Source organism: Streptomyces sp. NPDC088725, from assembly GCF_044751305.1.
GTDB lineage: Bacteria > Actinomycetota > Actinomycetes > Streptomycetales > Streptomycetaceae > Streptomyces.
The window spans coordinates 305,602-332,286 of sequence record NZ_JBIVLO010000005.1; the positions used below are offsets into that span (position 1 = coordinate 305,602).

23 protein-coding genes and 1 tRNA gene are annotated in these 26,685 nt (G+C 69.0%); 10 read left to right on the forward strand and 14 right to left on the reverse strand.

The window, feature by feature from the left end; genetic code table 11:
* Positions 1-226 precede the first annotated feature (226 nt).
* From ACIP6N_RS14755 to ACIP6N_RS14765, 3 genes are all read right to left on the reverse strand, one after another.
* Positions 227-424 (reverse strand): DUF397 domain-containing protein, encoded by a 198-nt coding sequence (locus ACIP6N_RS14755; RefSeq protein WP_401815680.1) that lies wholly within the window; start codon positions 422-424, stop codon positions 227-229.
* Between the two features lie 219 nt (positions 425-643).
* Positions 644-1,504 (reverse strand): helix-turn-helix domain-containing protein, encoded by an 861-nt coding sequence (locus tag ACIP6N_RS14760; protein WP_401816210.1) that lies wholly within the window; start codon positions 1,502-1,504, stop codon positions 644-646.
* A 321-nt stretch (positions 1,505-1,825) separates the two neighbouring features.
* Positions 1,826-2,575 (reverse strand): GPP34 family phosphoprotein, encoded by a 750-nt coding sequence (locus tag ACIP6N_RS14765; protein WP_401815682.1) that lies wholly within the window; start codon positions 2,573-2,575, stop codon positions 1,826-1,828.
* Between the two features lie 170 nt (positions 2,576-2,745).
* Here ACIP6N_RS14765 and ACIP6N_RS14770 point away from each other — a divergent pair, with 170 nt between their 5' ends.
* Together ACIP6N_RS14770 and ACIP6N_RS14775 are read left to right on the forward strand one after the other, a co-directional pair.
* Entirely contained in the window at positions 2,746-5,235 is a 2,490-nt protein-coding gene (locus tag ACIP6N_RS14770; RefSeq protein ID WP_401815684.1) for a serine hydrolase, read from the forward strand.
* Between the two features lie 195 nt (positions 5,236-5,430).
* A complete protein-coding gene (locus ACIP6N_RS14775) occupies positions 5,431-7,215 on the forward strand; it encodes an MFS transporter (protein WP_401815686.1) in 1,785 nt (594 codons plus the stop codon).
* Between the two features lie 377 nt (positions 7,216-7,592).
* Here the strand turns inward: ACIP6N_RS14775 and ACIP6N_RS14780 are convergent, their stop codons facing one another.
* Positions 7,593-8,423 (reverse strand): MerR family transcriptional regulator, encoded by an 831-nt coding sequence (locus ACIP6N_RS14780; protein ID WP_401815688.1) that lies wholly within the window; start codon positions 8,421-8,423, stop codon positions 7,593-7,595.
* Between the two features lie 187 nt (positions 8,424-8,610).
* Between ACIP6N_RS14780 and ACIP6N_RS14785 the strand changes: the two genes are divergently transcribed.
* Entirely contained in the window at positions 8,611-9,372 is a 762-nt protein-coding gene (locus tag ACIP6N_RS14785) for an SDR family NAD(P)-dependent oxidoreductase (protein WP_401815690.1), read from the forward strand.
* 45 nt (positions 9,373-9,417) lie between these two features.
* Here ACIP6N_RS14785 and ACIP6N_RS14790 read toward each other — a convergent pair whose 3' ends face one another.
* Complete coding sequence (locus ACIP6N_RS14790; RefSeq protein WP_401815692.1) at positions 9,418-11,805, reverse strand: glycosyl hydrolase family 95 catalytic domain-containing protein; 2,388 nt, start codon at positions 11,803-11,805, stop codon at positions 9,418-9,420.
* Positions 11,806-12,053: 248 nt separating this feature from the next.
* On the opposite strand from ACIP6N_RS14790, the gene manD reads away from it, so the two are divergent.
* From manD to ACIP6N_RS14805, 3 genes are all read left to right on the forward strand, one after another.
* The gene (manD, locus tag ACIP6N_RS14795) at positions 12,054-13,295 is read left to right on the forward strand and encodes a D-mannonate dehydratase ManD (protein WP_401815694.1); all 1,242 of its coding nucleotides are present in this window, start codon (positions 12,054-12,056) and stop codon (positions 13,293-13,295) included.
* Positions 13,296-13,452: 157 nt separating this feature from the next.
* Positions 13,453-14,073, forward strand: coding sequence for a DedA family protein (locus ACIP6N_RS14800; RefSeq protein WP_401815696.1), 621 nt, complete (start codon positions 13,453-13,455; stop codon positions 14,071-14,073).
* A 152-nt stretch (positions 14,074-14,225) separates the two neighbouring features.
* Positions 14,226-14,420, forward strand: coding sequence for a hypothetical protein (locus tag ACIP6N_RS14805; protein ID WP_401815698.1), 195 nt, complete (start codon positions 14,226-14,228; stop codon positions 14,418-14,420).
* Between the two features lie 217 nt (positions 14,421-14,637).
* On the opposite strand, the gene ACIP6N_RS14810 is transcribed toward ACIP6N_RS14805, so the two are convergent.
* The gene (locus tag ACIP6N_RS14810; RefSeq protein WP_401815700.1) at positions 14,638-14,892 is read right to left on the reverse strand and encodes a hypothetical protein; all 255 of its coding nucleotides are present in this window, start codon (positions 14,890-14,892) and stop codon (positions 14,638-14,640) included.
* A gap of 205 nt (positions 14,893-15,097) precedes the next feature.
* On the opposite strand from ACIP6N_RS14810, the gene ACIP6N_RS14815 reads away from it, so the two are divergent.
* The 3 genes from ACIP6N_RS14815 (at position 15,098) to ACIP6N_RS14825 (ending at position 16,962) form a co-directional block, all read left to right on the forward strand.
* On the forward strand, positions 15,098-15,385 hold the full coding sequence (locus ACIP6N_RS14815) for a helix-turn-helix domain-containing protein (protein WP_401815702.1): 288 nt from the start codon (positions 15,098-15,100) through the stop codon (positions 15,383-15,385).
* Positions 15,386-15,390: 5 nt separating this feature from the next.
* Entirely contained in the window at positions 15,391-16,308 is a 918-nt protein-coding gene (locus tag ACIP6N_RS14820) for an XRE family transcriptional regulator (RefSeq protein ID WP_401815704.1), read from the forward strand.
* A 156-nt stretch (positions 16,309-16,464) separates the two neighbouring features.
* Positions 16,465-16,962, forward strand: a complete 498-nt coding sequence (locus ACIP6N_RS14825) for a hypothetical protein (protein WP_401815706.1) — start codon at positions 16,465-16,467, stop codon at positions 16,960-16,962.
* 461 nt (positions 16,963-17,423) lie between these two features.
* Here the strand turns inward: ACIP6N_RS14825 and ACIP6N_RS14830 are convergent, their stop codons facing one another.
* From ACIP6N_RS14830 to ACIP6N_RS14855, 6 genes are all read right to left on the reverse strand, one after another.
* The gene (locus ACIP6N_RS14830) at positions 17,424-18,017 is read right to left on the reverse strand and encodes a DUF4291 domain-containing protein (RefSeq protein ID WP_401815708.1); all 594 of its coding nucleotides are present in this window, start codon (positions 18,015-18,017) and stop codon (positions 17,424-17,426) included.
* A 115-nt stretch (positions 18,018-18,132) separates the two neighbouring features.
* Positions 18,133-18,801, reverse strand: a complete 669-nt coding sequence (locus ACIP6N_RS14835; protein WP_401815710.1) for an HAD-IA family hydrolase — start codon at positions 18,799-18,801, stop codon at positions 18,133-18,135.
* 197 nt (positions 18,802-18,998) lie between these two features.
* Positions 18,999-19,071 (reverse strand) — tRNA-Arg (locus ACIP6N_RS14840).
* 205 nt (positions 19,072-19,276) lie between these two features.
* Positions 19,277-20,785 (reverse strand): hypothetical protein, encoded by a 1,509-nt coding sequence (locus ACIP6N_RS14845; RefSeq protein ID WP_401815712.1) that lies wholly within the window; start codon positions 20,783-20,785, stop codon positions 19,277-19,279.
* Complete coding sequence (locus ACIP6N_RS14850) at positions 20,782-21,696, reverse strand: hypothetical protein (RefSeq protein ID WP_401815714.1); 915 nt, start codon at positions 21,694-21,696, stop codon at positions 20,782-20,784. Before ACIP6N_RS14850 ends, ACIP6N_RS14845 begins: the two co-directional genes overlap by 4 nt.
* A gap of 219 nt (positions 21,697-21,915) precedes the next feature.
* Positions 21,916-22,857: a hypothetical protein gene (locus ACIP6N_RS14855; protein WP_230543609.1), complete on the reverse strand. Its 942-nt coding sequence runs from the start codon at positions 22,855-22,857 to the stop codon at positions 21,916-21,918.
* A 125-nt stretch (positions 22,858-22,982) separates the two neighbouring features.
* Between ACIP6N_RS14855 and ACIP6N_RS14860 the strand changes: the two genes are divergently transcribed.
* Positions 22,983-23,345, forward strand: coding sequence for a helix-turn-helix transcriptional regulator (locus ACIP6N_RS14860; RefSeq protein WP_230543608.1), 363 nt, complete (start codon positions 22,983-22,985; stop codon positions 23,343-23,345).
* A 217-nt stretch (positions 23,346-23,562) separates the two neighbouring features.
* Here the strand turns inward: ACIP6N_RS14860 and ACIP6N_RS14865 are convergent, their stop codons facing one another.
* Positions 23,563-24,234, reverse strand: coding sequence for a hypothetical protein (locus tag ACIP6N_RS14865; RefSeq protein WP_230543607.1), 672 nt, complete (start codon positions 24,232-24,234; stop codon positions 23,563-23,565).
* A 1,949-nt stretch (positions 24,235-26,183) separates the two neighbouring features.
* Positions 26,184-26,681, reverse strand: a complete 498-nt coding sequence (gene haaN / locus ACIP6N_RS14870; protein ID WP_308438672.1) for a cyclophane-containing RiPP N-acetyltransferase HaaN — start codon at positions 26,679-26,681, stop codon at positions 26,184-26,186.
* Positions 26,682-26,685 lie beyond the last annotated feature (4 nt).

Below are 26,685 nucleotides of genomic sequence, written 5' to 3' on the forward strand. Positions count from 1 at the left end.
CTGGAGAGTTGTCGTGAACGTGACGACGGCCACACGATGGGCGGACGCTTCGTCAGCTCCGTCCGCTTGGAACGGAAGGCCGCCCGGGATGCGGGTCCCGGGTGCGGGAAAGGGGTGCTCGCTGCGGTACTCGCCGCTCACGCGACATGTCCTGGCATGGCTGAGCCCCCTCGGCCAGGACGGCGAACCGGTCGAGAGGGCCCTGTTTCGTCGTGAGCTGTGCGGGCTACGCGCTCGCGCCCAGGTCGCGCACAAACGCGTTCCATGACGCGGGGACGAAGGAGATCGAGGGTCCTTCGGGGGCCTTTGAATCCCTGACCGCGATGAAACGGGCAACGGGAGACTTGACCTCAACGCATGCGCCATTACCCCCGGAATGCGAAGACTTGGTCCATGTGTTCGTAGCTCCCTGAAGAATTGCCATGTTCACTCCGGTTCAGCAAGTGGTGTGATATCCCGCCAACTTCTTGCTGGCGTTATCGACGCTACTAGCCCGGCCAGGAGGCATGGGCGTGCGTTCACTCGTCCGGATGAGCTATGGCGCAAGGGCCTTACGGGTGGGGGTAGTTGGGCCGTACCATGCCCCCACCCGCCGACGGCTCCAGGAGGTACCCGGCATACGGGGCGAATGCGCGGGTCCGCCTCAGCGCTGCGTGTACTCCTTGGCGATATCCGCGATGAACTCCCGCGTCTGATCGGCATTCAACGCCTGCGCGCGGAGGTGTTCGTACATCACGCTGTACCGCTGAACGTCATTGGCTTTCTCCAGGTAAAGGTCACTGGTGACGCCCTCGATATAGACGACGCTGGAATCCGCGGCGTCCGGGAATTCGAGAATCGCGTAATGCCCGGTGATTCCGGGATGCGCGCCCATCTCGAAAGGAAGCACCTGCACGGTGACGTGCGGCAGCTGCGACTGCTCGACCAGGTACTCCAACTGCTCGCGCATCATGCGCTTGTTGCCGACGACCCGGCGCAGCGCCGACTCGTCCACCACGGCCCACAGCCGCAGCGGGTCCTCGGAGGTGGTGACGCGGTCCTGTCGGCGCAGCCGTACGCCGACGCGCTTCTCGACGTCGGCCGGGGCGGACTCGGGCAGTGCGCCGTTGATGAGCGCGTCCGCGTACGCGCGGGTCTGAAGCAGCCCGGGGACGACCTGGGGCTCGTAGACCCGGAGTGAGGCCGCGTCCGTCTCCAGACCGATGTAGACGCTGTACGGGATGTCGCCGAAGGCGTGCCACCAGCCTTGCTGGCGGGAGTCTTTGGCCATTTGCATCAGCGAGTCCACGATGCGGTGATCCTCTACTTCGTACACCCCGCACAGGTCGCGGACGTCGCGCTGGCTGATCGAACGGCGGCCGTTCTCCAGGCGGCTGATCTTCGACTGGGAGACCAGCAGACGGTCCGCCACCTCCTCTGCCGTCATGCCTTTGAGTTCGCGGAGCCGGCGCAACTCCTGGCCCAATCGGCGTCGCCTGACAGTGGGATTGACGTTGGGCGCCACGGGAAACTGCACCTCCGGCTGCGTAGCTGTACGTATCTAACGCTCAGCAGACTGCCACCAATGGGACCAACTGCGCTGGGAAATGACCACAGAGGGCGATGACGGACCCGAAACGCGACGCGCGGGGCAGCCGGGTAATGGCTGCCCCGCGCGTCTCTGTGCGGCTCCCGGACCGGCTTTTGGGGACGGTGCGGCGGACTGCTGGGTGCTGCGGTGTCGCTGGTGCTGCGGTTGACGCTGTGTCGCTGTGTTGCCGGTGCTGCGGTTGGCGCTGGTGTCGCTGTGTCGCTGTGGTGCTGGTGTCGCTGTGGTGCGGGTGGTTCAGTGCGCCGCGACGCGGGCCATGCTCCCCGCGTGCTGCGGCTGCGCCGGCACGCCCCCCTGCCGCCCGGCAGAGGCGCCCTGAGCGCTCTGCGCGCCCTGGGCGGGGTTGCGGCGCGGCTGTGCCGCCACACCGTTCTGAACGTCCATCACGGCGTGTGCCACGAGGCCGCCCATCGGGTCGTGCCTGATCAGGTCCCGGAGCCGGGAGCGCGATGAACGCCCCTCGTTCCCGGGGTACAAATGCTTGCCGAGTCCGACCGCGTGGGCCAGCGCGGCAAGCGCCGCGGTCCGCGGGTCCGGCGGCACGCCGGTGCGGATCGCGTTGTCCAGCCTGGACCTGATCTCCCTGCTGATCGCCGTCTCCGTCGCCTGGTAGCGCGTCGTCGGCAGCACCCCGCACATCTGACCCGCCACGGCATGGACCATGCCGCACCGCTCCAGATGCGAGAGATAGGTTTGGCGCAGCCCCAGTCGGGGTCCGCCAATCCAGTGGACCGCCCGAACCGGGCTGCCGCGTCTGCGCAGCAGTTCCAGCGCGGAGTCCAGAGTCGGATCTCCTGTCGGCCGTGGCATCACCACGGCGATACGATCCCCGTCAGGGGCTATCCGTCCTGCCAGGGCCAGCTCTACAAGCTGTGCCCCGGCGAGGCCGAGGTCGAGGGACTGCGGCTGCGCTGTGGTACCCGTGGCCGGGTCCAGAGCGAGCAACAGGAGCTCCTCCGGAATACTTCTGCGGCTCTTGCCCATCCATGCCTCCCCGCGTGGATGAATGACAGGGTGACCCCTCTCACATTGGTCTGTCGAGGGCGCCTGGGTGGTTTGTAGGGGAACCGTTATGTATGTCGTTCTCGTCTAGCGTCTGAGGCGCGGTCTCAGACAGGACACTGAGAAATAGTTCGGACAGCGCGGTACGGCGCATGCGACACGAAGGAGACACGGTGGCGGGCGAGTCCCCCGGTAAGTCGGAGCAGCAGAAGTCGTCGGGGGAGACGACCCGGGGGGAGGTCGACCCGCGGCTCGGGATCCTCCGTGAGCCGGAACCGGCGGGGGCCCTCCGGACGGCGTCCGGGGGCGTGTCGTCGGCGGAGTCCGCCGAAGAGGGCGCACGCCCGCGCAATGGGGCTGCTGCATCGGTCGCGACCGCAAAGCCGGAGGAGATTCCGGCGGGCGGAAAGGCGGCTGACGAAGAGTCAGCGGCCGCCGTTACGGGCTCTGGGCGTCCGGGAGTTGACACGGACGACGAAGCTGCTGACGGCGCGGGCGCGAGCGACGACGGCGCGAGCGAGGCCGGTGCGGACAGCGAAGGCGTGGACGGCGAAAGCGTGGACGGCGAAGGCGCGGACGACGACGGCGCGGACGCGGAGAAGCCGGCCGCCTCGGACGGATCCGCAGCCGGGACCGGTTTCCCCGAGCCGGCGCAGGACGAAGCACCGGACAAGGCGACCGACGCAGCCGCCGTGACCGACGCGGACGCCGAGTCCGGAGCCCGCGAGGACGACGGGCCCGAGGGACCCGCGGAATCAGCCCCGGAGAAGGAGAAGAAGCAGGAGAATGCGCCGAAGCCGGGGAAGCCGGAGAAGGCGCCGAAGCCGGAGGACGACGCTCCCGACGCGAAGTCCGGCGACGCTCCCGAGGCGAAGCCGACCGACGACAGCGGACGCAAGGCGCCTTCCTGGGCCGGCGACGCGAAGCCGGAAGCCGCCGACGGCCCCTCCGAGGGCTCCAAGGGCTCCGGCAAGGGTGAGCGCGGCGCGGCGGACCGGCAGGAAGGCGGCGACCGGCCCACCACCACGCTCAAGGGCGCCCAGGGACCCGCTGTCGATCACCCCACGACCACGCTCAAGGCTGTCCAGCGGCCCACTGTTGACCAGCCCACCACCGCGCTCAAGATGCCGAAGCCTCCGAGCCGCGACAGCACGTTCATACCGCTGCGGCGCGACGACGAAGGCACGGGCACGAGCACCGGCAGTGGCACTGACGCGGGCACCGGCACGAGCGCCGGCACCGGCACGAGCGCGGGCACCGGCACCAAGCCCGCGTCCACCTCCCGCTCCCCCTTCGTACCGCTTCCCACCGGCGACTCCTCCCTCACCGGCGTGGAGCGCACCCGGCAGCAGCCCCTGCCGCCCAGGCCGCCGCTCGACCTGCTTGCCGAGCTGACCAACACACCGCCGCCGCGCGAGACCCCGGTCCGCACCACCATCCGCCGGGTCAAGATCTGGACCCCGCTGGTCCTGCTCCTGCTGATCATCTTCGTGGTCGTACAGATCACACGGCCGCTGCCCACGCCCACCCTCGCGCTCTCCGCCGCTTCCACGTTCACCTTCGACGGCGCGAAGCCGTCGCTGCCGTGGCCCGGTGAGGGGCAGGGAAAGATCGCTGTGGCCGGACTGGGTTCTGTCGGTGACTTCGGCGAGCAGAAGCCCGTTCCGATCGCCAGTGTGACCAAGTCGATGACGGCGTACGTCGTCCTCCAGGACCACCCGATGAAGGCAGGCGGGAAGGGCGCCACCATCAAGGTCGACGCGACGGCCGAGAAGGAGGGCGGCTACGACGAGTCGGGCGGCGAGTCGACGCTCAACACGATCAAGGCAGGCGAGAACCTCACACAGAGGGACGCCCTGAGCGCCATCATGATCCCGTCGGCGAACAACGTCGCGCGGTTGCTCGCGCGCTGGGACGCGGGCTCCGAAGAGGCGTTCGTCAAGAAGATGAATGCCGCCGCGAAACGGCTCGGGATGACCGAGACCACCTACACCGACCCCTCGGGGCTGAACGCCACCACCGTCTCCACCGCCGCGGACCAGGTGAAGCTGGGCCAGGAACTGGTCAAGATCCCGGCGCTGATGGAGATCACCAAGATGCCGTCCTGGACCGACCCTTCCGGCAAGTCCTGGCGCAACTACAACACGCTGGTGCCCTTCAACGACACCCTCGGCATCAAGACCGGTTCCACCACCAAGGCCGGGGGCAACCTGCTCTTCGCCGCACGGCAGGAAGTCGGTGGCACGGATCAGTACATCGTCGGGGCGATTCTCGGCCAGTACAAAACACCGATCATCGACACCGTCAACGAGGTGAGCAAGACGGCACTTCTCGCGGTCAAGGACGTGCTTGAGGCGCAGACCGTCGTGAAGAAGGGCGAGGTCGTCGGATACGTCGACGACGGCCTGGGCGGCAGGACCCCGGTGGTCGCCACCAAGGACCTCAAGGCGGCGGGCTGGCCGAGCCTGAAGGTCTCGGTCGAGATGACCGACGGCGCCGAGAAGATCCCGAATGCGGCGAAGGCGGGCACGGTGGTCGGCCGGCTGACGGTCGGCGCGGGACCGGGCAGGGTCACCTCGCCGGTCGCGCTCCAGAACGATCTGGCCGAGCCCGGTTTCGGCGCGAAGCTGACGCATTTCTGACCCGTATTCCTGACCCGCATTTCTGATCCGTATCCACGACCGGCTGCCGGTCCGGGGAGGGCGCCGCGCGACGGCGCCCTCCCTTTGTCGTAGCCGCGTGCTAGCGTCCGGAAGCGGGCAGCAACAGGCGCCCGGGAGAAAACCAGGCAACTGTTGGACGCCGGGACAGCGTCCCAGCAGACGTGGAGACGCGCAGTGACCACCACTGATCCGGCACGCACCGGGGGCAGCGCCGCAGCGCGAATAGAGCTGCCCGAGCCCACCCCCAGTACCGGCGCCCGCGCGTTCCTGGAGAACCACCCGGTCCTGTTCACCACCGCGCTCGCCGCCGTGGTGCATGTGATCTGGTTCTTCTTCCTCGCCAACAGCGGCGGAGACATCGCGGCCCAGGACGCCTGGGCCGAATTCGTCGGCCGCCACCCCGACTCGGCGTACAACCTCGCCTGGTACGGCGGCATGCACCCCGTCTCGTACAGCGTGGTCTCGCCGTACCTGATGTCGGTGCTCGGCGTCCGTACGACGATGATGATCGCGGGGACCGTTTCCGCCGGTCTGACCGCGCTGATCCTGGTCAGGGTGCCCGCGGTCCGTAATCCCGTGGCGTGCGCGATGGCCGGGGTGTTCGCGTTCCTCTGCAACGCGCTGTCCGGGCGCGTGACGTTCGGCCTCGGCACGATGTTCGCGCTGGGCGCGGTCGCCGCGGTGTTCTGCTGGCCGCACCGCTGGCGTACGAAGCGGTGGGCCAAGGCCGTCGCCGCCGCGCCGCTGGCCGGGCTCGCGACGGCCGCGAGTCCGGTGGCCGGGCTGTTCCTCGGCGTCGTCGCGGCGGCGCTCTTCCTCAACAAACGGCGCCCCGGCGCCTACGCCATCGGCCTCGCCCCGGCGGCGGTCGTGGCGCTCTCGTCCTGGCTGTTCCCCTTCTCCGGAACGCAGCCGCTGTCGTTCGGTTCGGCCTCGCTGCCGTTCCTCTTCGCGGTCGCCGCGTTCCTGCTCGTCCCCGCGGGCTGGCGTACGGTCCGTACGGGCGCGGCGGTCTACGGCCTGGGCGTGCTGCTCACCTGGGTGATCGACTCGCAGATCGGGTCCAACGTCTCGCGGCTCGCGATGATCATCGGGGGCGTGGTGCTGCTCGCGGCCCTCCCGTACACCGCGCCGCGCACCCGCCGCTGGTACGCGCTGCTGCTCGCCTTCGCCGGGCTCAACTTCTGGATCGGCTACAAGAGCGTCGACGACATGGTCCGTACCGCTCCCGCGGCCTCCTGGACGCGCGAGCTGGCGCCGCTGGTTCACCAGTTGCAGGGCGTGGGCGCGGAGAAGGGCCGCGTCGAGGTCGTCCCGGCGCGCAGCCACCGCGAGGCGTCCGCGCTGGCGCCGTACGTCAACCTCGCCCGGGGCTGGAACCGGCAGGCGGACATAGAGCGCAACCCGCTCTTCTACGACGACACCCTGACCCCTGAAAACTACCGCGGCTGGCTGGACCGCTGGGCCGTGCATTACGTGGTGCTGCCGAAGGGCATGCCGGACCAGGGCGCGGGCCTGGAGGCGGAGCTGGTCCAGCGGGGCCTGCCGTACCTCACGCACGTCTGGAACGACGCCAACTGGCAGCTGTTCGCGGTCCAGGACCCGATGCCGATGGCCGACCCGCCGGCCACGGTGGACCGTGCGGGCGCGGGCGAACTGACCATCCACGTGAAGTCGGCGGGCCGGGTGCTGATCCGGATCCCGTACTCGCCGTGGCTGGGGCTGGTCGACAAGGACGGCAAGAGCGTCGTCCCGCCGCAGGAGACGCCGGAGTCCAAGGCGGACGAGACGGACCACGTCAAGATCTACAACAACCCGAACGGCTGCCTGATGAAGGCGGAGAAGAACGACGACGGCGACGAATGGACGCAGCTGCTGGCACCGCGTCCGGGCGTATACCGCCTGGCTGCGCCGTACCAGCTGCCCAGGGGGACGGGCTGCCCGAAGGAGCTGCGCTGAGCCGCGGTTTCGCCGTGCGGCGGGCGGGTCGGGTTGTCTTCGTGACGTGCCGCCGTCCGGTGCGGGGTCGTCGTCCGGCGCGGGTCCGGCAGGGTGCGGTCGGTCGGGTTCCGCGCGGGTCGGCGTTCGCCGGGGGCGTTGTGCGTTGCGGTTCGCGCCGGGTTCCGCGCCGTCGTGGGCCGGGGCGTTGTGCTTGCGGTTGGTGCCGGGTTCCGTGCAGGGGAAGTGTCCGGCGCTGCATGATTTACGGCGTGTACGGGCGCAGTGGACACCGGGCCGGTGGTGTCCACGCCGCAAAGTCACGCTTTACGTTCTGGACACCACCCCTCCGCGGCCCCCTTCGCTCTGCGGGCGGGTAATCGCTCAGGCCTGCCGGCTCAGAGCACCGGGAACGCCACGTCGCACACCTCGTCCGTCCCGGACGCGCCGTCCCAGTCGGGCTCGAAGTAGATCTCGCGGCACGGTCCCCCGATTGTCAGCCCCTGCTGCTCGATCCACTCCTCCACCGCCTCGAAGGCGGACAAGATCTGCGGATGGGCCACCTGCGCCTTGGTGACACGTACGTAGGCCAGACGCTGGGCCGGCTCGACACGGAGCGTCGTGGTGCGGCTGTTGGCCGCCGCGTAGGCCTCGGCAGCCCGTACGTCCGCGACCGGGACGCAGCACTCGGCGGGGCCGTCGCTGTCGGGCGAGACTCCGGCGTAGTAGGCGACGAACGGGATGCCCGCGACGCCACCGCACTGGGACGCCGCCGTCGTCAGGCGGCCCAGGGAAGCCGGGATCCAGCGGGGCAGCTCGTCGGAGAGCAGGTGTTTGCGCTCGGTCAGTACGGCCTGCTCGGGGGCGTCGACGGTCTTGATCTCGTACATGTGCGTTCTCCTGCCGGAAAGTCGGTCACGGAGATGGGCGGCCACCGCGCTCTGCACGGCGTGGCGTTCCTCGACGTCGGTCCAGTACGCGGTCACCGAGGCCGCTGCCTGCGGTCCCGGCAGCGCGACGACATCGGCGATCCGCGCCAGTGGCATGTCGAGCTGCCGCAGCAGCGCGACCAGCCTGGCCCGGTCGACCTGGTCCTTGCGGTACCAGCGGTAGCCGGTGGCCGCGTCGACGCGGTCGGGGGTGAGCAGGCCGAGCCGGTCGTACAGGCGCAGCGCCTTGGGCGAGAGCCGTGAGCGGGCCGCGAACTCGCCGATCGTGAGCAGTTCCACGAGGTCCCATCCTCCGTCACCGGGCCGCTTCCGGCCCGGTGACGGGACCGTGCGCCCTGACCCTGGGGCAAGGTCAACGTGGCCACGGTCCGGGATCCGGAGGATGCGAAGCGCACCGGCTCGGGTGCGGGGTCTTTGGTGCGGTGGTTGGCTGAGGGCGTGGATCACCGTAGCCAAGGAGACGCACATGACTGGACGGCTGGACGGAACCGTCGCGCTCGTGACCGGCGCGAGCAGCGGCATCGGGGAGGCGACGGCGCGGTCGCTCGCCGCCGAGGGGGCGTCGGTGGCGGTGGTCGCGCGGCGCAAGGACCGGCTCGATGATCTCGTGGCCCGGATCCGCGCGGAGGGCGGCACCGCGCAGGCCTTCGGCGTGGACATCACCGCGCCCGGGGAGGCGGCCGCGGTCGTCGCCCGCGCGGTGGAGTCCTTCGGGCGGCTCGACACGGTGGTGAACAACGCGGGTGTCATGCTGCTCGGCCCCGCGATCGGCACCCCGGTGGAGGAGTGGCAGCGGTCGGTCGACCTGAACGTGTCCGCCCTGCTCCAGGTCACCCACGCCGCGCTGCCGCATCTGGTGGACGCGGCGGACGACGGGCCGCGCGGGGTCAGCGACCTGGTCAACATCAGCTCGGTCGCGGGACGGATCGCCACCACGGGGGCGGCCGTGTACAACCTGACGAAGTTCGGTGTCACGGCGCTGAGCGAGGCATTGCGCCAGGAGTTCGCGAGCAAGTACGTGCGGGTGAGCGCGGTCGAGCCGGGCGCGGTGGCGACCGAGCTGACCGACCACGTTCAGCCGGGCGTCCGCGAGAACATTCAGGCGTGGTACGCAGGGGTGGAGAATCTGCTCTCCGAGGACATCGCGGACGCGATCCACTACATCGTGACAAGGCCGCGCCGGATGGCGGTCAACGAGATGCTCGTCCGGCCGACCGCCCAGGTGTGAGGCTGGTGGAGGCCGCCGCGCATGCGGCGGCCTCCACCGCGTTTTCTAATGGTCCGCGAAGTTCCGCAGGGTCACAGAGCCGCCCCGCTGCACCGTGACCGCGCGCGACACACTGCCCGCCGTCACGGTCACGGACCCGCCGCCGACGCTCCGCAGCGTGAGGTCGTCCACCTTGCCGTCGTGCCAGGAGAGGTCCACGACGAAGCCGCCGCGCGCGCCGATCCCCGTGACGCTGCCGGACTCCGCCCAGGCCGCCGGCAGTGCGGGCAGCAGCTCGATGTGGCCGGGCCGTGACTGCACCAGCATCTCCACCATCGCCGACGGGGTACCGAAGTTGGCGTCGATCTGGAAGATGCCCCGGCCCGGTTCCGCCTGGTAGATGTCGAAGAAGTTCTCGGCGGTGCCGTTGGAACCGTCCACCGAGGGGCGCAGATTGGTCGCGATCAGCCGGTAGGCCGTCTCCGCCTCCTTCAGGCGGGCCCAGCACAGGGCCCGCCACGCGTTGGACCAGCCGAAGCTGTCCATCCCGCGCGCGGTCAGCAACGCGCGTACACCGGAGAGGAGTTCTCCGGAGGAGACGTCGAGGCCGATCCGGTCCCCGGGGAACAGTCCGATGAGCGGGGACAGATGCCGGTGTGTCTCCTCGCCCAGGTTGTCCGGGGACATCCACTCCTCCAGCCAGCCCGTCGTGGGGCTGACCACCGGCAGATACAGCCGCTCGCGCAGGCCGCCGATCACCGCGCTGTGGTCCGCATCCGTGCCCAACTCGGCGCATGCCGCTTGGTAGTTGCCGAACAGGGCCCAGACCAGCTCCTGGGAGTAGGTGTTTCCGAGGCCGTCCTGCGGCCCGTGCTCGGGCGACCAGTCCTTGTCGTCGACCAGCACCGTACGGCTCTCGCCGGTGGCCGGGTCGGTGACGTCCGTGGTGATCAGCCGCGCCTCCCAGAACTCGCAGGCGCCCTTCAGCAGCGGATGGATCCGGGCGAGCAACTGCCGGTCCTGGGTGTACTCGTAGTGCTCGAAGAGGGTGTTGCACAGCCAGGCGTTCGCCGCCGGATGCCACCACCAGCCCGAGCCGCCGTAGATGTTGGTGGAGAACGCGACGGCCCAGCCGGCGATCCTCCCGGAGGAGTTACGGAACCGGTTGCGCGGATCGTTGAACAGCCGGCCGGTGACGTCCGACCACGAGGGCAGTTGGGCCAGGCAGTAATCGGTGAGGGCGTCGAAGCAGTCGGAGAGCCCGGCCCGGTCGGCCATCCAGTAGTTCATCTGGACATTGATGTCGGTGTGGTAATCGCCCATCCAGTCAGGGTCGTTGCCGTCCAGCCACAGACCCTGGAGGTTGAGCGGCACGCTGTCACGCGAGCCGCAGATCATCAGGTAGCGGCCGAACTGGAGGTAGGAGGCTTCCAGTTCGGGATCGGGGGCGGCGTCTTCGGCGGCCCGGGTCTGGAGCCTGGACCAGGTGTCGAGCCCACGCTGCTGTTCGCTGGAGGCGCCGAGCGAGAGTGACAGCGTGCCGAAGAGGCCCTGGTAGTCGGCGACATGCGTGTTCCGCAGCACCGCGGGCGCGTGGCCCGCAGCCGCGCGTACCTTCTCCCGGGCCAGCGTGCGCGGCTCGGTCGCCGGGTCGCGGTAGCCGTTCGCCGGGTCCGGTGCGTAGTTCGTACCGCCGCTGAGTGCGACGGTCAGCTCCGTACAGTCGCTGAAGGCGAGCCCCTGCCCGGAGAGGGACACGGTCCCGTCCGGGCCGACGGCGGTCACGGCCGCGCCGTACCGCAGCCCGTTGTCGAACGAGGCGCCGAAGGAGGCGGTGGTGTCGGAGGCGTCCGCCGAGGTGGACTCGCCGTGGGTGCCCGCCAGATCGATCCGGCCGGTGTACGAGCCGCCGCCGCTCTGGGAGAGATGGACTATCACGGCATCGTCGGGGTGGCTGGCGTACACCTCGCGCCGGTAGGTCACACCGTCGCGTACGTACGACGCCGTCACCAGGCCGTTGGCCAGGTCGAGCGTCCTGCGGTAGTCGGTGACGGCGTCGAGGGAGTGCTCGGGCAGTTCGACGGTCAGCTGTGCCAACTGCGTGAAGGAGCCGAACCCGACGCGCTCGTAGGGGAATTGGCCGTCGTCGTCGAGTACGTCGTTGAGTCCGCCGGTCCACAGTGTGCCGTCGGTGACGTGCAGCAGTTCCTTGCCGGGATCCCCGCCGACGAGACCCCCGAGGCGCCCGTTCCCGACGGGCAGCCCCTGCTGGATCATGCGGTCCGGCGCGGCGGGAGCGGGATACCGGAGCAGCAGGGACGAGTCCTCGGCCGCGAGGGGAGCGGCGGCGGGCCGGAGTGGCTGCGCGGCGGACGCGGTGAAGGCGGGCAGCCCGGCGAACGCGGCCAGGGACCCGGCTCCCGCCAGCGTGAGGAAGTTCCGACGACTGGTCACTTCATTCTCCTGGTCCGGGAATATGGGGGGAGGGAAGGCAGACGAGCAGGAGCAACGTAAAACTAATAATTAATGGCTTCAATAGGCAGGACAGCATGGCTGCGGCAGCGGGGATTCGGCGCTTCCCGCCGTGCGTCCGCCGTCACCGATCGCGTACGCATCCACCGACCCGTACGCTCCGGCCCGCATGAGCCGACACCAGCCCGCACCGGTCCGCATCAACTGCCGCAACAGGAGCGACGCACGTCATGAAGATCACCGCAGCCGATGTCATCGTCACCAGTCCCGGCCGTAACTTCGTCACCTTGCGCATCACCACCGAGGACGGTCTCACCGGCCTGGGCGACGCCACCCTCAACGGCCGGGAGCTGGCCGTCGAGGCCTATCTGCGCAGCCACGTCGCGCCGTTGCTCATAGGCGGCGACGCCGGGCGCATCGAGGACACCTGGCAGTACCTCTACCGCGGCGCGTACTGGCGTCGGGGCCCCGTGACGATGGCAGCCATCGCGGCGGTCGACATGGCGCTGTGGGACATCAAGGCCAAGGCCGCGGGGATGCCGCTCTACCAGCTGCTCGGCGGCGCCTCGCGCACCGGCGCCCTCGCGTACGGACACGCCTCGGGCCGCGACATCCCGGAGGTTCTCGACTCCGTACGGTCCCACCTGGAGCAGGGCTACCGCGCGATCCGCATCCAGTCCGGCATTCCCGGCCTCGACTCGGTGTACGGGGTGGCCGCGTCGTCCGCGGCGGGCGGCGAGCGCTACGACTACGAACCGGCGCGCCGTTCCCTCGGCGGCCCGTCCCGCCCGGTGGAGGAGACGTGGGACACGCGGGCGTATCTGCGCCACATGCCACGGGTGTTCGAGGCGGTGCGCGCGGAGTTCGGCCCCGAACTGCCGCTGCTCCACGACGGCCACCACCGCATGACCCCGATCCAGGCCGCGAAGCTCGGCAAGGACCTCGAACCGTACGACCTGTTCTGGCTGGAGGACGCCACCCCCGCCGAGGACCCCACCGCGCTGCGGCTCATCCGGCAGCACACCACGACCCCGCTGGCCATCGGCGAGATCTTCAACTCCCTTCATGACTACGGCCCGTTGCTCAGTGAGCGGCTGATCGACTACGTGCGCTCCGCAGTCACCCACATCGGCGGCGTCACGGCGATGCGCAAACTGCTCGACCTCGCGGCGGTGTACGGCGTCAAGTCCGGCATGCACGGCCCCACCGACATCTCCCCGGTCGGCATGGCCGCCGCCCTCCATATCGACCTCGCCGTGCACAACTTCGGCATCCAGGAGTACATGAAGCACTCGCCCAGGACGCTGGAGGTCTTCCTGACCAGCTACCGCTTCACCGACGGCCTGCTCCACCCCTCGGACACGCCGGGCCTCGGCATCGAACTCGACGACGAGGCCGCCGCGCGCTTCCCGTACGAGCAGGCGTACCTGCCGGTCAACCGCCTCACCGACGGAACGGTCCACGACTGGTGAACGGCGGGGCCAGGACCTGCGAACGGGTCCTGGCCATCACGCCGGACGGGCCGCGTCTGGCCGGTTGTGACGGCGACGGTACGTAAAGTGTTGATTCGCGTCGGATTCAGGTCGCCGGGCCGTACGCGCGCCGTGCACCGAACTCCGGGAGGCAACGATGTCCGCGCCCCCACTGCCCGGTGTGCTGGGCGACCTGGAGCCGATCCTCGATCACTGGGGTTATCTGGCCGTCGGCGGTCTGCTGTTCGTCGAGGATTTCGGCGTACCGGTCCCGGGCGAGACGGTCCTGATCGCGGCGGCCGTCTACGCCGGGACCGGGCAGCTGAACATCGCGGTGGTCGTGCTGATCGCGCTGCTCGCCGCCGTGGCCGGGGACAACGTCGGCTACGCCATCGGACGCTTCGGCGGCCACCGCCTGGTCGCCCGCTACGGGCGGTACGTCCTGCTGACACCGCCGCGCGTGGCGAAAGCCGAGGCGTTCTTCGGCCGGCACGGCGGCAAGATCGTCACCATCGCCCGCTTCGTCGACGGCCTGCGCCAGGCCAACGGAATCATCGCCGGTATGAGCGGGATGGGCTGGCGGCGGTTCCTCGGATTCAACGTCCTGGGCGCGGCCCTGTGGGTCGGTGTCTGGTCAGCTCTCGGTTACTTCGCGGGACAGCATGTGAACACCATCTATCCGGCCATCCAGCGGTACGAGCTGTACTTCCTGATCGCGGCGGGCGTACTGATCGTGGCCCTGGTCGTACGGCACCTGCGGCGCTCGCGTCGCAGGTGAGGGAGGGGGTGGCGCGGAGGAGCCCCCGCGAGGCTTCGCCGCCCGGTTTGCGGGCATATACTACTTATAAGTCTTTTTGCGGAGACTCTTCCTCTGGAGGCTCTTTCCCGGAGACCCGAAGACTCGTATTCCGAGACTCGTAAGGGGGTCCCATGAGTACCTACCCCGACTCCGACTTCGAGGACTACACGCGCGACCGGCCGGAAAACCCCGTACTCCCCGAGGATCGACCTCGCGGCGGTGGCGGTCACAGAGCGCCCGGTGGGCACCACCGTCTGGCCGGAACGGCCATCGTCGTCCTGGCCATCGCGGTGCTGCTGATAGCGGGGATCGCGCTGTTCCCGTAGGCCGGAAGGTCAGCGCGGCCCCGGAGGCCGCATCGACCCGGACAAGAACAGCAAGAACGGGGCTCCACCAGATCTCGGTGGAGCCCCGCCTCGTGCTGCAGACGTCCAGGCGGAGTGCCACGGCCCGCCTGTCCCGTCAGCCGACCGCCCAGGACACCGCGCGCGGAGGCGGCTGTTGTCAGGGGCGGGTGCGCTTTACCTCAGAGCCCAGCAGGTCCTACCGCCCCCACACGCCGCCCGCCTTGAAGGCTCCGGCGGTCTTGGATCCCGAGCCGCTGATGTGCGTGATGCCGGCGGGGCCGCCGAGGTTCGAGTAAGAGCCCTGGCCTTCCTCATGGACGAAGCCGCCCTCAATTGCGGCAGCGCCTCCCTCGTGGTGGTCATGGCCACCGGCGGCAAGAGCGGAACCGGCGCCGCCCAGCAGGGCGGCGGTGGCGAGGACGCCGGCGGCGAGCGCGGTACGAATACGCATAAAGAACTCCTACGTCGGTTGATGCAGACAATTCATTAATGCCCTGTACACCCCGGCTCGCGAGTACCACACGCCTGATTCCACTCGTTCGGATGGACACCCTCCCGGCAAACGCCCACCTGCCGTTCCGCGCACACCGGCGGCGGCTCGCGGGTGCGGCTGCCCGCAGTAGCGTGGGAGACACCACCCTCTGGCGGGGGGATCAGTGAACTCATTCGAATCGAGCCTGGGAGACCGGCTCGCGGACCTGAGACCGCGGCGGGACCTGACGCAGGAACAACTCGCCGAAGCGGCTGTCCTGCCCGTCGATGCCGTACGCAAGCCGGAACAGGGCAGGCGCAAGACGGCCCGGCCCGCCGGCATCAACGCGCTGGCCCGTGCGCTGGACACCGAGCCCGGCTATCTCGTGGGACAGCCCGTCACGTTCGAGGCAACGAGGCGGAGGACGGCCTGCCGTCCGTCCTGGCACTCCGCCAAGCCGTATCCCCCGTAGCCGACTTGCTGGGCGACGACACCGACCCGGAGGAGCCGCCGACCCTCGCGGAGCTGCGCGCGGCCATGGCGTCGACCGAGAGTATGCGCCGTGACGGCTGCATGGGCGAGACCGGGGCGCTGCTCCCTCAGCTCATCCGGGGCGCCCGTACGGCGGCTCACGCCTGCATCGGCCGGGACCGAGCGGCGGCGAACTCCGTACTCGCCGTCGCCTACCAGGTCGCGGCGACCACCCTGACCGCACTCGGTAAGGAAGACGCCGCATTCACGGCGATGGAGCGTTCCCTTGCCGCGATCCGGGAGTGCGACGGCCCTCATCTGAAGACGCTGGCCGCGTCGACGCTGTCGTGGGCGCTCACCGAACAGGGGCGGCTGGCCGACGCCGAGCGGGTGGCGCTCGCCGGGGCGCAGCGAATCGAGCCGGGTTTCCGCTCCGACCCCCAGGACCTGGCGCTGTGGGGAGTGCTGCTGCTGCGGGCGGCCACGGCGGCCGTACGGCAGGAAAAACACGACACGGTGGCGGACCTGCTGAGAATGGCGAAGGGCGCGGCCGAGAGCATGGGCGAGGATCTGCTCGTCTACGCCACGCCGTTCGGGCCCACGAACGCGGGTATCGCCAAGGTCAACTTCCTTGTGGAGACGGAGCGCCCCGAGGAAGCGATCCGCTCTGCCCGCACCGTCCCGGACCTCGATTCGCTGCCGCCCACCTGGCGCGCCCGCTTCCACGTCGACCGCGCCCTGGCCTACAACGACCTCGGCAGGGACCGCGCGTCCGAAAGCGCGCTGCTGCTGGCCGAGGCGGACGCACCGGAGTGGATGCGGTACCACTCGACGACCCGACGGCTGGTCGAAGAGCTGCGCGGCCGCGCCTCACGCCGGGACGCCGTCCTGGGCCCGGCCGACCGGCTCGGGCTGGCCGGGTAGGACGCGGCGTCCTACGTGATCCGGAAAGCGGGACGGCACGCCCCTGGTACGTGATCGCGCGGCTCCGTAACGTAACGGGACGGCGTGGCGCGGCCGCCCGCTTTCCCGGCTGCCGGATGCCACTCCCACCGCAATCCGAGGAGTCGGCAGCAGGCCATGACGTACGCGAAGCCACAGCTCCAGCCGCAGGCACAGCAAGCGACACCGGCCGCCCGCTGGCTGGCGTCATCCCTGACCCAGCCGGCCGTGGCGGGCCAGGACTGGCGCGACGGCCGTCCGGCGATCCTCCGTACGGGCATCGTCTTCGACGCCGTACGGATGCCACAGGAACTGGTCCACGCGGCGGTGCGCGGAACGGCGGACGCCACGGTCGCCGCCGCACTGGCCGCCACTCTCCGCGGGCCGGTGATCCGCGACCCGGGCGTCTGGTACTACGCGCTGGTACCCCCGAAGACGACCGAGAACTGGCGCTCACTCCTGGCAACGGTCCGCGGCCGAGGCTCCTGGCTCGGCGTCCCCCGCCCGGACCGGACCGCACCTCCGGGCATCCACTGGTCGGTGCCCCCGGAAACGGCGGGCCGAGTCTGCTGCCCGGACGCCGTGGCCGAGTTACTGCGCCTGGGCCGACAACGCCTCGACGACGCGACCCCATGAGCAGGCCCATCCCGTACAAGGCCCCGGCCTGCCGCACAGGCCAGTGCGAGGAATGCCGAGGCCCGGGCGAAATCCGCCTCCCGAACGCGGCGCCGTGCGTGCCCCCGATCGAAACGCTGCGCTGCGACTGCGGCTGCCACCACGGCCGGGGGTCTCCGTCCCGGCCTCCGGAATCTCACCCGGCCGCCACAACGTCCCTTCCGGCCAGTGAAGTTGCTTGAGCGCGCCCCGAGGCGCCGGTCATGACGTACGCCAGGACAGGCCACGGCCCGGACGGCTGCGGCCCGGACGGCCACGGCCCCGACGGCTGCCGGCAGCGGGGAAGAGACCGCCGCGGGCAGCGGGGAAGAGACCGCCGCGGGCAGCGGGGAAGAGACCGCCGCGGGCAGCGGGGAAGAGACCGCCGCGGGAAGCGGGGAGGACCGCCTCGACGCCGAGCGGACGCGGCGGCGTGGTGCGGCTCAGCGGTGCAGATGGGCGAGGAGCCCGTCGGGCACGGGGTACGGCGGCTCTGGGGGAAGCAGTTGCCGAGCGGCTTCCAGGTCACCGTCCCGTACGTGGGCGTGGACGGTGCGGGCGAGCGGGGTGACGTCGGTGATGGAGACCGCCCACTCGTCGGCGTAGCGGTGTGCGGCCTCTCCGGCGAGGCCGAGCTGGAGCGCTCGGTGGGGCAGCGGTTCGAGGCGCAGGTCACGTTCCGGATCCCACTGCACCCGGGCCGGGGCTCGCCTCAACTGCCGCTTCCAGGCGGCTTGGTCGGCGTGGACCCCGCGCTGATAGTGGGACAGGCAGCTGTGTTCGAGGGCCCACTCGAAGCCTTCGCGAGTGATTTCGACGGCGAGGACGGTCTCCTGGCCTTCCTTGGTACCCCACCCGCAGCGATACATCATCCAGAGGAACGACGGCTTGATCCACGTCATCCGGTCCCGCTGCCACGCTGCCGGAAAGCGTCCCTGACGAACGGCGGGCAGGCCGATCTCCGGCGCGTACGCCTGGTAGACGGTGACCGTGGCGGTCGTGTGCCGGGCGCGGATCTGAAACTCGGGTTCTGCCACGGTGACCAGGGTGAACGCATGGGTGCGGGCACGCCATCGAATTACCGTGACAGGTGTCGGCCGAGCCTGCGGAAGCAGGTGAGGAGAGCTGCGAGTTGACGCTGCGGAACCGGAATCAGCCCTGCACGGGCAGGGCCGCGGTCACGCCGAGGAGGCTTTCCAGTTCGGCGACCGTGTCGTCCTCGTCCGTCGCGAGGACGGTGGTGATGCCGAGAGCCGCGGCGGGCGGAAGGTTCGCCGGATGGTCGTCGACGAACACGCAGGCCTCCCCGGGAAGGCCGAGGCGGTCCAGCGTCAGTCGGTAGATCGCCGGATCCGGCTTCGCCATGCCGACCGCTTCCGAAATGACGTGCACGTCGAACAGGTCCCAGATGCCGACGTGTTCGTACGGGTTGAACGGATCGAGCCCGAAGCTGTTCGACAGGAGGGCAAGCCGGTAGCCCGCTTCCTTGGCGGCACGCGCGAGCGCCGCCATGCGACGCGCGGCGGGCACCTGGGACCAGACACGTCCCATCAGGTTCGTCGGATCGACGCCCGCACCGAGCAGCGGAGCCGTCTTCACGTTCCACTCGGCCTGGCTGAGCCGCCCGATCTCCAGTTCCGAATAGAGAGGCCGCCCGACGGCGACGTCGCTGAGAGCGGTACGCCACGCTTCCGCGTGAAGCCCTTCGGACGCGGCCCACGTGCGCTGCGCGGGAAGCGGGTCGGCGGTCAGGACCCCGGCGAAGTTCAGAATCAGCGCGCGGGGGGCCTGGTGATCGGCGGTACCGGTGGGCTTGAGCATGGCTGCGTGCTCCCTCTCCGTCGGACGCGTCGAACGACGCTACCGCGCACGGCGACACCGCGAGATGGGTTGAGCCATTCCGTCACCGCGCGGTCCGCCCACGCACCGCCCACGCAAACGGCCCCGGACGAGGAGTCCGAGGCCGGGTAACGTGCCTTCCCGGGGGAGAAACCCCAGGTCGGCGGCTTAACGCGCTGTGCCCTCGGCAGGATTCGAACCTGCGACACCCGCTTTAGGAGAGCGGTGCTCTATCCCCTGAGCTACGAAGGCGGGGATCTGTACAAAAATGTGTCTAAAACGGCACAATGCACGGAGCCGATTCTTGACATGTTTTGGACAGGTTGGTGATCGACCTGTGAGGGTCTGCTCGCCGCCGCCAGTGTAGCGGGTGGCGTGCTCGATGTACGGGGTGTGTGGCGGGCTGGGGATCTTGTCCTGGGGCCGGGTGCTGGGGTGGGGTGGCTTGCGGAGGGTGTCAGGAGTGGAGTGCGTTGAGTGCTCGGGTGATCGAGTTGTTCAGCCAGGCGTAGCCGAGGTAGATCAACAGGGCTCCCCGGGCGCCATATGCCGGGACTCGCTCATGGGGGTAGGCCTGGTCGAAGCGGGAGTGGATGGACTCGCTGTCCTGGCGGAAGCCTTTCAGGCGGCGGCCGGCGGGGGTGCTGGGAGGTACCTGGCGGAGATGCTCGGTGCGGTTGAAGCGCTGCTTCTTCGTCTTCGGGTCGACCTGCCTGTCCTCGTCGGTCTCGTCGACGCGGATCCGGAGCTGGTGTGTCTTGGTGGTGGGGCAGGGGATGGTGATGCGGTGGTAGAAGCGGGTGCTGTTCTTTCCGTCACGGCACTCGAGTTCTTCGACGGGCAGAGGCGTGTAGAGCGTCTCGTTGCCGTCGATGAAGCGGCGCTCGCACACTCTGCCCTCGGCGACGTAGAGGTCGTGGGAGCAGGGGCCGTCCTTGTGGCGCAGGAGCGACTGGGGCGTGAGCCCGTCGTGCTGTGGGGTGAACACGACGAGGCCTTCGGCGATGAGGGGTGCGCGGTGCTTGCCGCGCAGGGCGGCGTCGTAGGTGACGGCCTTGGTGCCGTGGGCGCGCTTGAGGATGCGCTTGACCATGGCGACCAGGGCGACGCCTTCCGATTCGCGTTCGGGGTCTTCCTTCACAGATTTGTGGCGGATGGATTCCAGGGCGAGGATCACGCGGCTGTGAGGGGTGGCGGCCAGGCGTACGGCGGTGGAGAGGAACTTGTTGCCGTAGACCTGCTTGCCGCCGCCTTCGATGCAGATGCCGGCGTCTTCGTCCACGCGGTGCTGGCGGATCTCGCCGGTCCTCTTGTCGACCGTCTCGTGTTCGGAGTGCCCGGAGGGAGGTCTTGCGACGGTGGCGTCGCCGTGGAGGACCTGCTGGCGTTCGGGGCGGACGCGGCTGGTTCTTTTGCTGGTTTCGCAGAGCATGCCGTGCGCCAGGGCCTGCTCAACCCACAGGTCGCTGCTGATGTCACGGATCTTGTCGTGAGCGGGCTTGAGGTGCCGCCGGAAGTAGTGATTCCAGTTGCTGCGGGTGGGGCCGGTCGGCCGCAGTGCGTCTGCAGCCTCGTCGCCCAGGTGTGTGCGGATCGCTGAGCGGATGCGCTTCCACCAGTCTTCATCCTGGAAGTGGGCAGCGGTCGCGCGTGCGGAGCCGAAGACGGAGATTGAGCACAGGAAGATCAGGTAGATGACGGGGGGATGGTGCGGAGGTCGGCCGACTGGTCGGGGCCCGGGCAGGGTATCGGCCGCGGCGTAGAGGTCCGGGTTATTGATCAGGTAGGCGAAACGGCGGTCGGTGATCAGGTGCGGGGCTTGCGGCCCGTGCAGTTCTGGTGGGTCGCTCTTCGCTCCGAAGGTGTCGTCGGGGATCGTTCCGTAGATGTACGGCGGCGGGGTGTTCTTGGGCTTGCGGGTGGTCTTGGACGTGCGCTTGGGGCGCGAGGCCCTGTGGGGTGTCATCGCGGATCTCCGCCGATCTTCCAGGCCAGTCCGGCGAGGTCGGCGGCGTTGTCTAGGGACGAGAGACCGAGCCTTCGGGCGACTTCGGAGATCTGACCGGTCTGCAGCAGCACCTGGCGGGCGACGTAGCGGGTGATGTCGCGGGGTTCGACCCTGCGGGCGGTGGTGGCGAGGCCCGAGAGCCGTGCGATGTCGTTGAAGCCAGCGCCGACGCTGGCCTGCGCCGCGTACGGGGTGGAGGAGTCGCTGGTGACGAGGCGGCGCCGGCCCGGCCGGTGCTCGGCCAGGTAGTCGGTGCGCAGACGGAGGGCGCGGACGGCCCAGGGGCTGAGCGGGCAGGTTCTGGGGGTGGTGCGTGTGCTGCCTTCGGTGGTCACGGTGGCTAGTGCGAGGTCCAGGTCGCCGGGGGTCGCCTGAGCGGTCTCGGCGCTGCCGAGGCCTGACAGCAGCAGGGCCAGCAGGGCAGCATGCCGGGTCGCAGGCATGCCGCGTTCGGAGTGGAACTGGAGTTCCTCGATTTCCGCGTCGGTCAGTTCGGCGCCTGTGCTGCGAGGCGGCCGCGGGATGGGAGGGGAGTCGAGCAGGGGCACGGCCTGGGTCATGCCGAGGGCCCGGGCGTGCACGAAGAGGGAGGCGAGGGCGGAGCGGCGCTGCCGCCGTGTGCCGTCTTTCGGAACGAGGGTGATGTTGTCGTGGCGGTCGCGGCCGGGCGCGTCCATGAACGAGTCGGTCAGTTGTCCGGTGACATCATCCATTCGGTGGATACCCTGGGCGTCGGCGAAGACGTCGAACCGTTCACTGATCTGGATGTAGCGGTCGACTGTCTCGATGGCCATGTCGCCGTCGGCTGCCTGCTGCAGCCACTGACGGCTGACTTCGAGTAGCACCCGGCGGATGGTGGGCCTAGCCATGCCGGACCACCCCCTGAAGAGGGCCGGAACTCGCGCGAACGTGGGCGGGCCCGCGATCGATCGCGCTACGGTGGTTGTTCCTCGCCTTGTGTGAGGACATGCCGAAGCCCTTTCCTGCACGGCGCTGCCGGGCGGGTCGTCGGGTGGAGGTGGGAGTCCGGCAGCGCCGCACCGGCCAAGGAAGCTGGCGCTGCCGGACTGTTTTTTGTGTCCCGGGGCCTAGGTGACGCGATGGCCCCGGAGTTTGGCGGTGAGGGCCGTGACGGCCGTCAGATGACTGTGGAGTTCGAGGACCTCCGCCGAAGTCAGACGAGTCAAGTCCGCCAGCAGAACCGGTGGCAGAAGAAGTGACAAGAGATCCTGATCGGGGCCCGTTCCCCCAGGCGGCTGGCTGCCGGGGGCCTCAGTGCGCGGGCGAGGTACCTCCGTCTGCGGCTGCTCGTCACCGTCTTGCACGCCCTCGGAGTCAGGCTGTTGGGTGCTGCCGGACTGACGCTCGTCCTGAGGCAACGGTTCCTCGGCTGCGCTCGGCTCGTCGTCCTCGTTGGCAGTCTGCGGTGCCTCGTGAGGCGTGTCGGTGCTCTGGGTGCCTGTGGGCGGGGTGTCTGTGTGACTGGGGCCCTCGAAATAGTTCAGCTCGCCGGACTTCTCCACCGTGACGAGACCGACCGCGACCATCAGATCGAGTAGAACGTGGGCCTGCTTGATGCGCTCAGGCCCGGCTTTGGCCGCCACCATGAGGGCGGCCACCAGGCCCTCACGGGAGACGGGGCCGTGTCGGCAACGGTCTCTGACTGTTCGCGCGAACCATTGCCCCCTCCACTTCGTCCTCAGCGCTCCAAGCCCTTCGGCTTCACCGCGCGCGAAGGCACGTGCGATGTACCGACCCTTCTCGCTGGGTAGATACGTCGCTCGCCGGTGCCCCTTGGTGAGCAGTCCGGTGTTCATGATGAACACCGGCACCAGTCCGCAGTTCTTGGCATAGACCCCAGTCGCCGCTGCCAGTTCCTCGGCCCCTACCGGGTTGACCGCCGAGCAGGCGGCCACGGTGACTAGGAGGTACTGCTCCGCCCGCAGCTTGGGCGACGGCATCAGCCGCTCTTCAGGCCTCAGCCTGGCGCGGCCGTTGGTCGGCGGTGTTCCCGCCTGGCGAGTCGACACTGTAGATACCAATCCTTTCAAACCGGCCGGGATGGAAGCGCGACCAATCATGGGTTGCTATTGTTATAGCAACCCATGATTGTGCGGGGTGAGCAAGTCGGCATCCCGTCCGTCACACTGGTCGCATGCCCGGAGGAACGAGACGTGGAAAGAAGCCGCGCGACTATGCCGTGTCCGGCCACTGGCCGTACGCAGTGATGGACAGTGCCCGGCAGGCACAGGTCGGGCAGGCCGTAGCCCGGGCCCTGGCGGAGGCGATGGAGCGGCGCGGCTTGTCGGCCAACGCGCTGGCGACTGCGTCCGGCGTCAACCGGCAAGTCATTTCCAACATCCTTGCCGGAACCGTTTGGCCCGACATGTTTACGCTCGCAAGCATCGAGGAGACGCTCGACGAAATGCTCTGGCCGCGTCACACCGATTGGCCCGCAGGCGATGACGGTGCCCGTCACCAGCCCATTCCCTCGCATCGGCGAAGCGGCGAGGAGTAGTAGCCGGCCGGGTCGGATAGCCGGGAAAAGTCCGATGGTGCGCCTGTCATGCGAAGGTCGGCCTCTCGATCGAGGGAACGCAGGCCGAATTGGCCCCTCGCCCGGGAATTGCCCGGTAGCGTGGGGGGTACGGCCCAGAGTCGTCAGACCGCCTCCCGCGTTGATGCGTCGGCCTAGGAACCATGCCAGCGCGGGAGGCGGTCGCCTTGGGGTGCCTCTAGGCGGCCTCCGTTGCCGCGGCCGCGACGAAGTAGCAGCGACGACCATCATCCGAGTACATCTTCGCCACGAGCTGCTTCTTTGCCAGGTCGTCCATGAGCGTCCGCGCGCGATTGTGCGCCTTCCCGTCGGCCTCGACCTCCTGGCCTTCCAGCCGTACCGCGAGCAGCTTCCCGGTCCACTGCAGCGTGGGCTCACTGTTGATGATCTGCATGGCCTGCATGCCGCGAGGGCCGAGCTTCGATGCGTCAAACGCTGTCGAAGCCTTGCCGGTGTGGCTGCCTTCTTCAGCCGACGTGGCCGCCGCATCCGAACTGTTCGCAGCCTCATCGGCGCAGGCGTCGGTCCCCTTGCATTCGTCAGGATCCGGCACGTCCTTGAAACTGGACCCGCCCTCGCGCTGCCCGCTACGAAGAGCGGCTCCAGCCCGGGCCGCCGCGTGGAGCATCTCCTGAACGCGCAGCGCCTCCTCGCGAGTGAGCACCACCTGCTGGCGCGCGGAGCGCACCGCTTGCTTCTCAGCTTCCAGCGCGGCGACTCCCGACGTCAGTCGGTCGAGCATGGCGTCGTGCTGTGCCAACTCGGCATCGCACTGGTGAATCAGGGCACCCATATCCACCGCGACCCAGCTGGGATTGGCGGACGCGGCGCCACTGTCGGTGGGCTGCATGGCGATCACCATAGGGCCTCGACAGCACCGGCTCGCCCGCTTTGATAGTCATCGGGGGATCCGCCGGCAGCCCAGGGCGCGTCAGAGAGGCCGGGAGCGTGATGCCTCAGGCCCCGGAAACCGTCGGAGAACGGTAGCTCTGACCTCGTGTGACGGCCCTTAAAACTTGACGCGACTCCTGTGCGCGAGTACTTGAGAACCCGACCACAGCTCAGTCTGTGAGAGGCACTCAGGAGAACGGCCCAGCCCGGATTCCCTAGGCGGGATAGGAGACAGCCACCGGAGAGCTCGCTCGGCTAGCTGGCTCCTGCCGCAGGGCAGCGGTGACAGGTGCTCACATCCTGAAGGGTTGAACACCACCTGGGCTCAACAACCGTGAGCAACCACGCGTGGGTCCTGAGAGGCTCATTCCCACTTCATCTTCCGACCCCTCAGTGCCCTGATTCTTCCCTTCACCCTATAGAGGGGCAAGAGGGGTACGTAGGTGACAGACAGAATTCGTGTTGCATCGTGAGGGGCGCAAGCCCTACATGACTTCCGGTCAGTCATCCCGCGCTCTCTACGGGCCCCTGAGCTCCAGTGTCTATGTCCCGCCCGGCGTGAACCTGGGCAAGGACAAGGGCGCGAGGTGCCCTGGTTTGCCGGGTTGATACTCCGAGCGCGTTCCTCGCCACGTGCAGGACTTTCCGTGTGATGCGCCTGCTGAAGGGTGTGATAGCCGCCAGCCGAGACACGGCCTGGAACTCCGCTTCGCAAGCCCGATAGCTGGCCTGAACCGGTGCTTGCCACCAGGGCCGCTACCGCCGCCAACGGCAAGGCCGATACCAGGCATGGGAGTGGGCCCACCCGCAGCTGATCACCGCGCCACCTGACTGAACCATGAAGGCGAACTCCATCTGGTCGAGGACGCATTGGTCCCAATCGAAGCAACGAGTTCAGGTCCCGGGTGCTGGTCCCCAGGCTGCCGATTCCTCTGCCGTGAGGATGTAGACGACGGGGCAGCCCCATGCGGCACCAGGTGTGTCGGGTTCGAGCAGCACGAGTCCGCACGCCCGGAAGAACGCCCGGCGGCCGGTGACCTTGTCGCCGTCCTGAAGGACGAGGGCAAGGAACGTCCGACCAGCGGCGTGAGCCGGCGGCGGTGTGCCGCGTCATCTTCAGCACGCCAAGCGCGGCTGTGCGCTTGGCGAGGCCGCCAGCTCGGAGGGCTGGGGTGCAACCGCGCGTATCTCCATCTCGATGCGCAGATCACCCTCTCTGTGAGCCTTGGGTGAGACCCGAGTCCTGCACCTGAAAGCCGTGAAGGTCATGCACAGCTCGACCAGCACTTGCAGCCGCGCGGCCGTCCCCACTCCTGGAGTTTGACCTGGGCGCAGGCGGCCGACCAAGCCGCTGTCCTGGCCACGATGGGGGAGCGGGGCCGCCGTAAGCAAAGGCGGCTGCGCGACATGGACCACCGACCCGAAAGCAAAGGCCTGTCCACACTCAAACCCGCAGGGCTGCAGCGTCCGGCTGTAGCCCTGCGCACGGTCACCTGGCGAGCCCAGGTCGGTCACGTGCGACCGTGCCTACGGCGGCTTACATCACGACAATGCCGACTGGCACTCCTCGCACCGTCGTACCGCCTGCCGTGTGGTGCTCCCCTCTGTCGCGGTCGCTGGGTGGCTGCTGCTCAACCGGTCCCAGAGCCCGTGCGGCGGTTCGGGGATCCAGCCCCAGCGCGGGGCCGTCACCAACTCCTCGGTCAGGTGGGCGCAGGTCCCGGGCAGGTGCGCGTACCGCGTCGGTGAGATCAGGATCGTCTCCGCGGGGAAGCGCCGCCACTCCTGCCTGTGCTGCGGTACAGCACGTCTTTCCGATACGACCCCGTTTGGCAAGCAGGCGCATCCCAGCCCGAGGATGCATTCACACCGGTCGCACCGCTCTTCCTGCACAGCCGCACCCCGCCCTCAGCCCGTATTGGTGTCCACCCGGTAGACGATCTTCCCATCGAACTCCGCGAATCCCAGCGACTTGTAGAAGGAACGCGCATTCGGGTTGTCGTGGTCCGTCATCCACTCGACACGGCTGCACCCGGGGCGTGCGGCGGCCAGGGCACGGAGCTCGTCCATGAGGTGGGCGCCGACGCCCTGGCGGCGGAGGGTGTCGCGGACGTAGAGCTCCTTCAGAAACAAGGAGTGGGAGGAGCCGGCCGCCGGCCAGAGGAACGAGTAGGCGGCGAGCCCGACGAGGTTGCCAGCCCCGTCCTCGACCAGGAGCGCGGACGCCAGCGGCGGCGAGCCGAAGAGCGCCTCCTCTACCTGGGACCGGCGTTCCTCGAGCGGCTGGATCTCGGTCGATCCGTAGAACCGCTCGATCTCCTCGATCAGTTCGGCTACGGCCACGATGTCCCGCCTGTCAGCGGGGCGGATCGTCACGGTCATCGACATCTCCTGTCGCTCTTCCATCGCT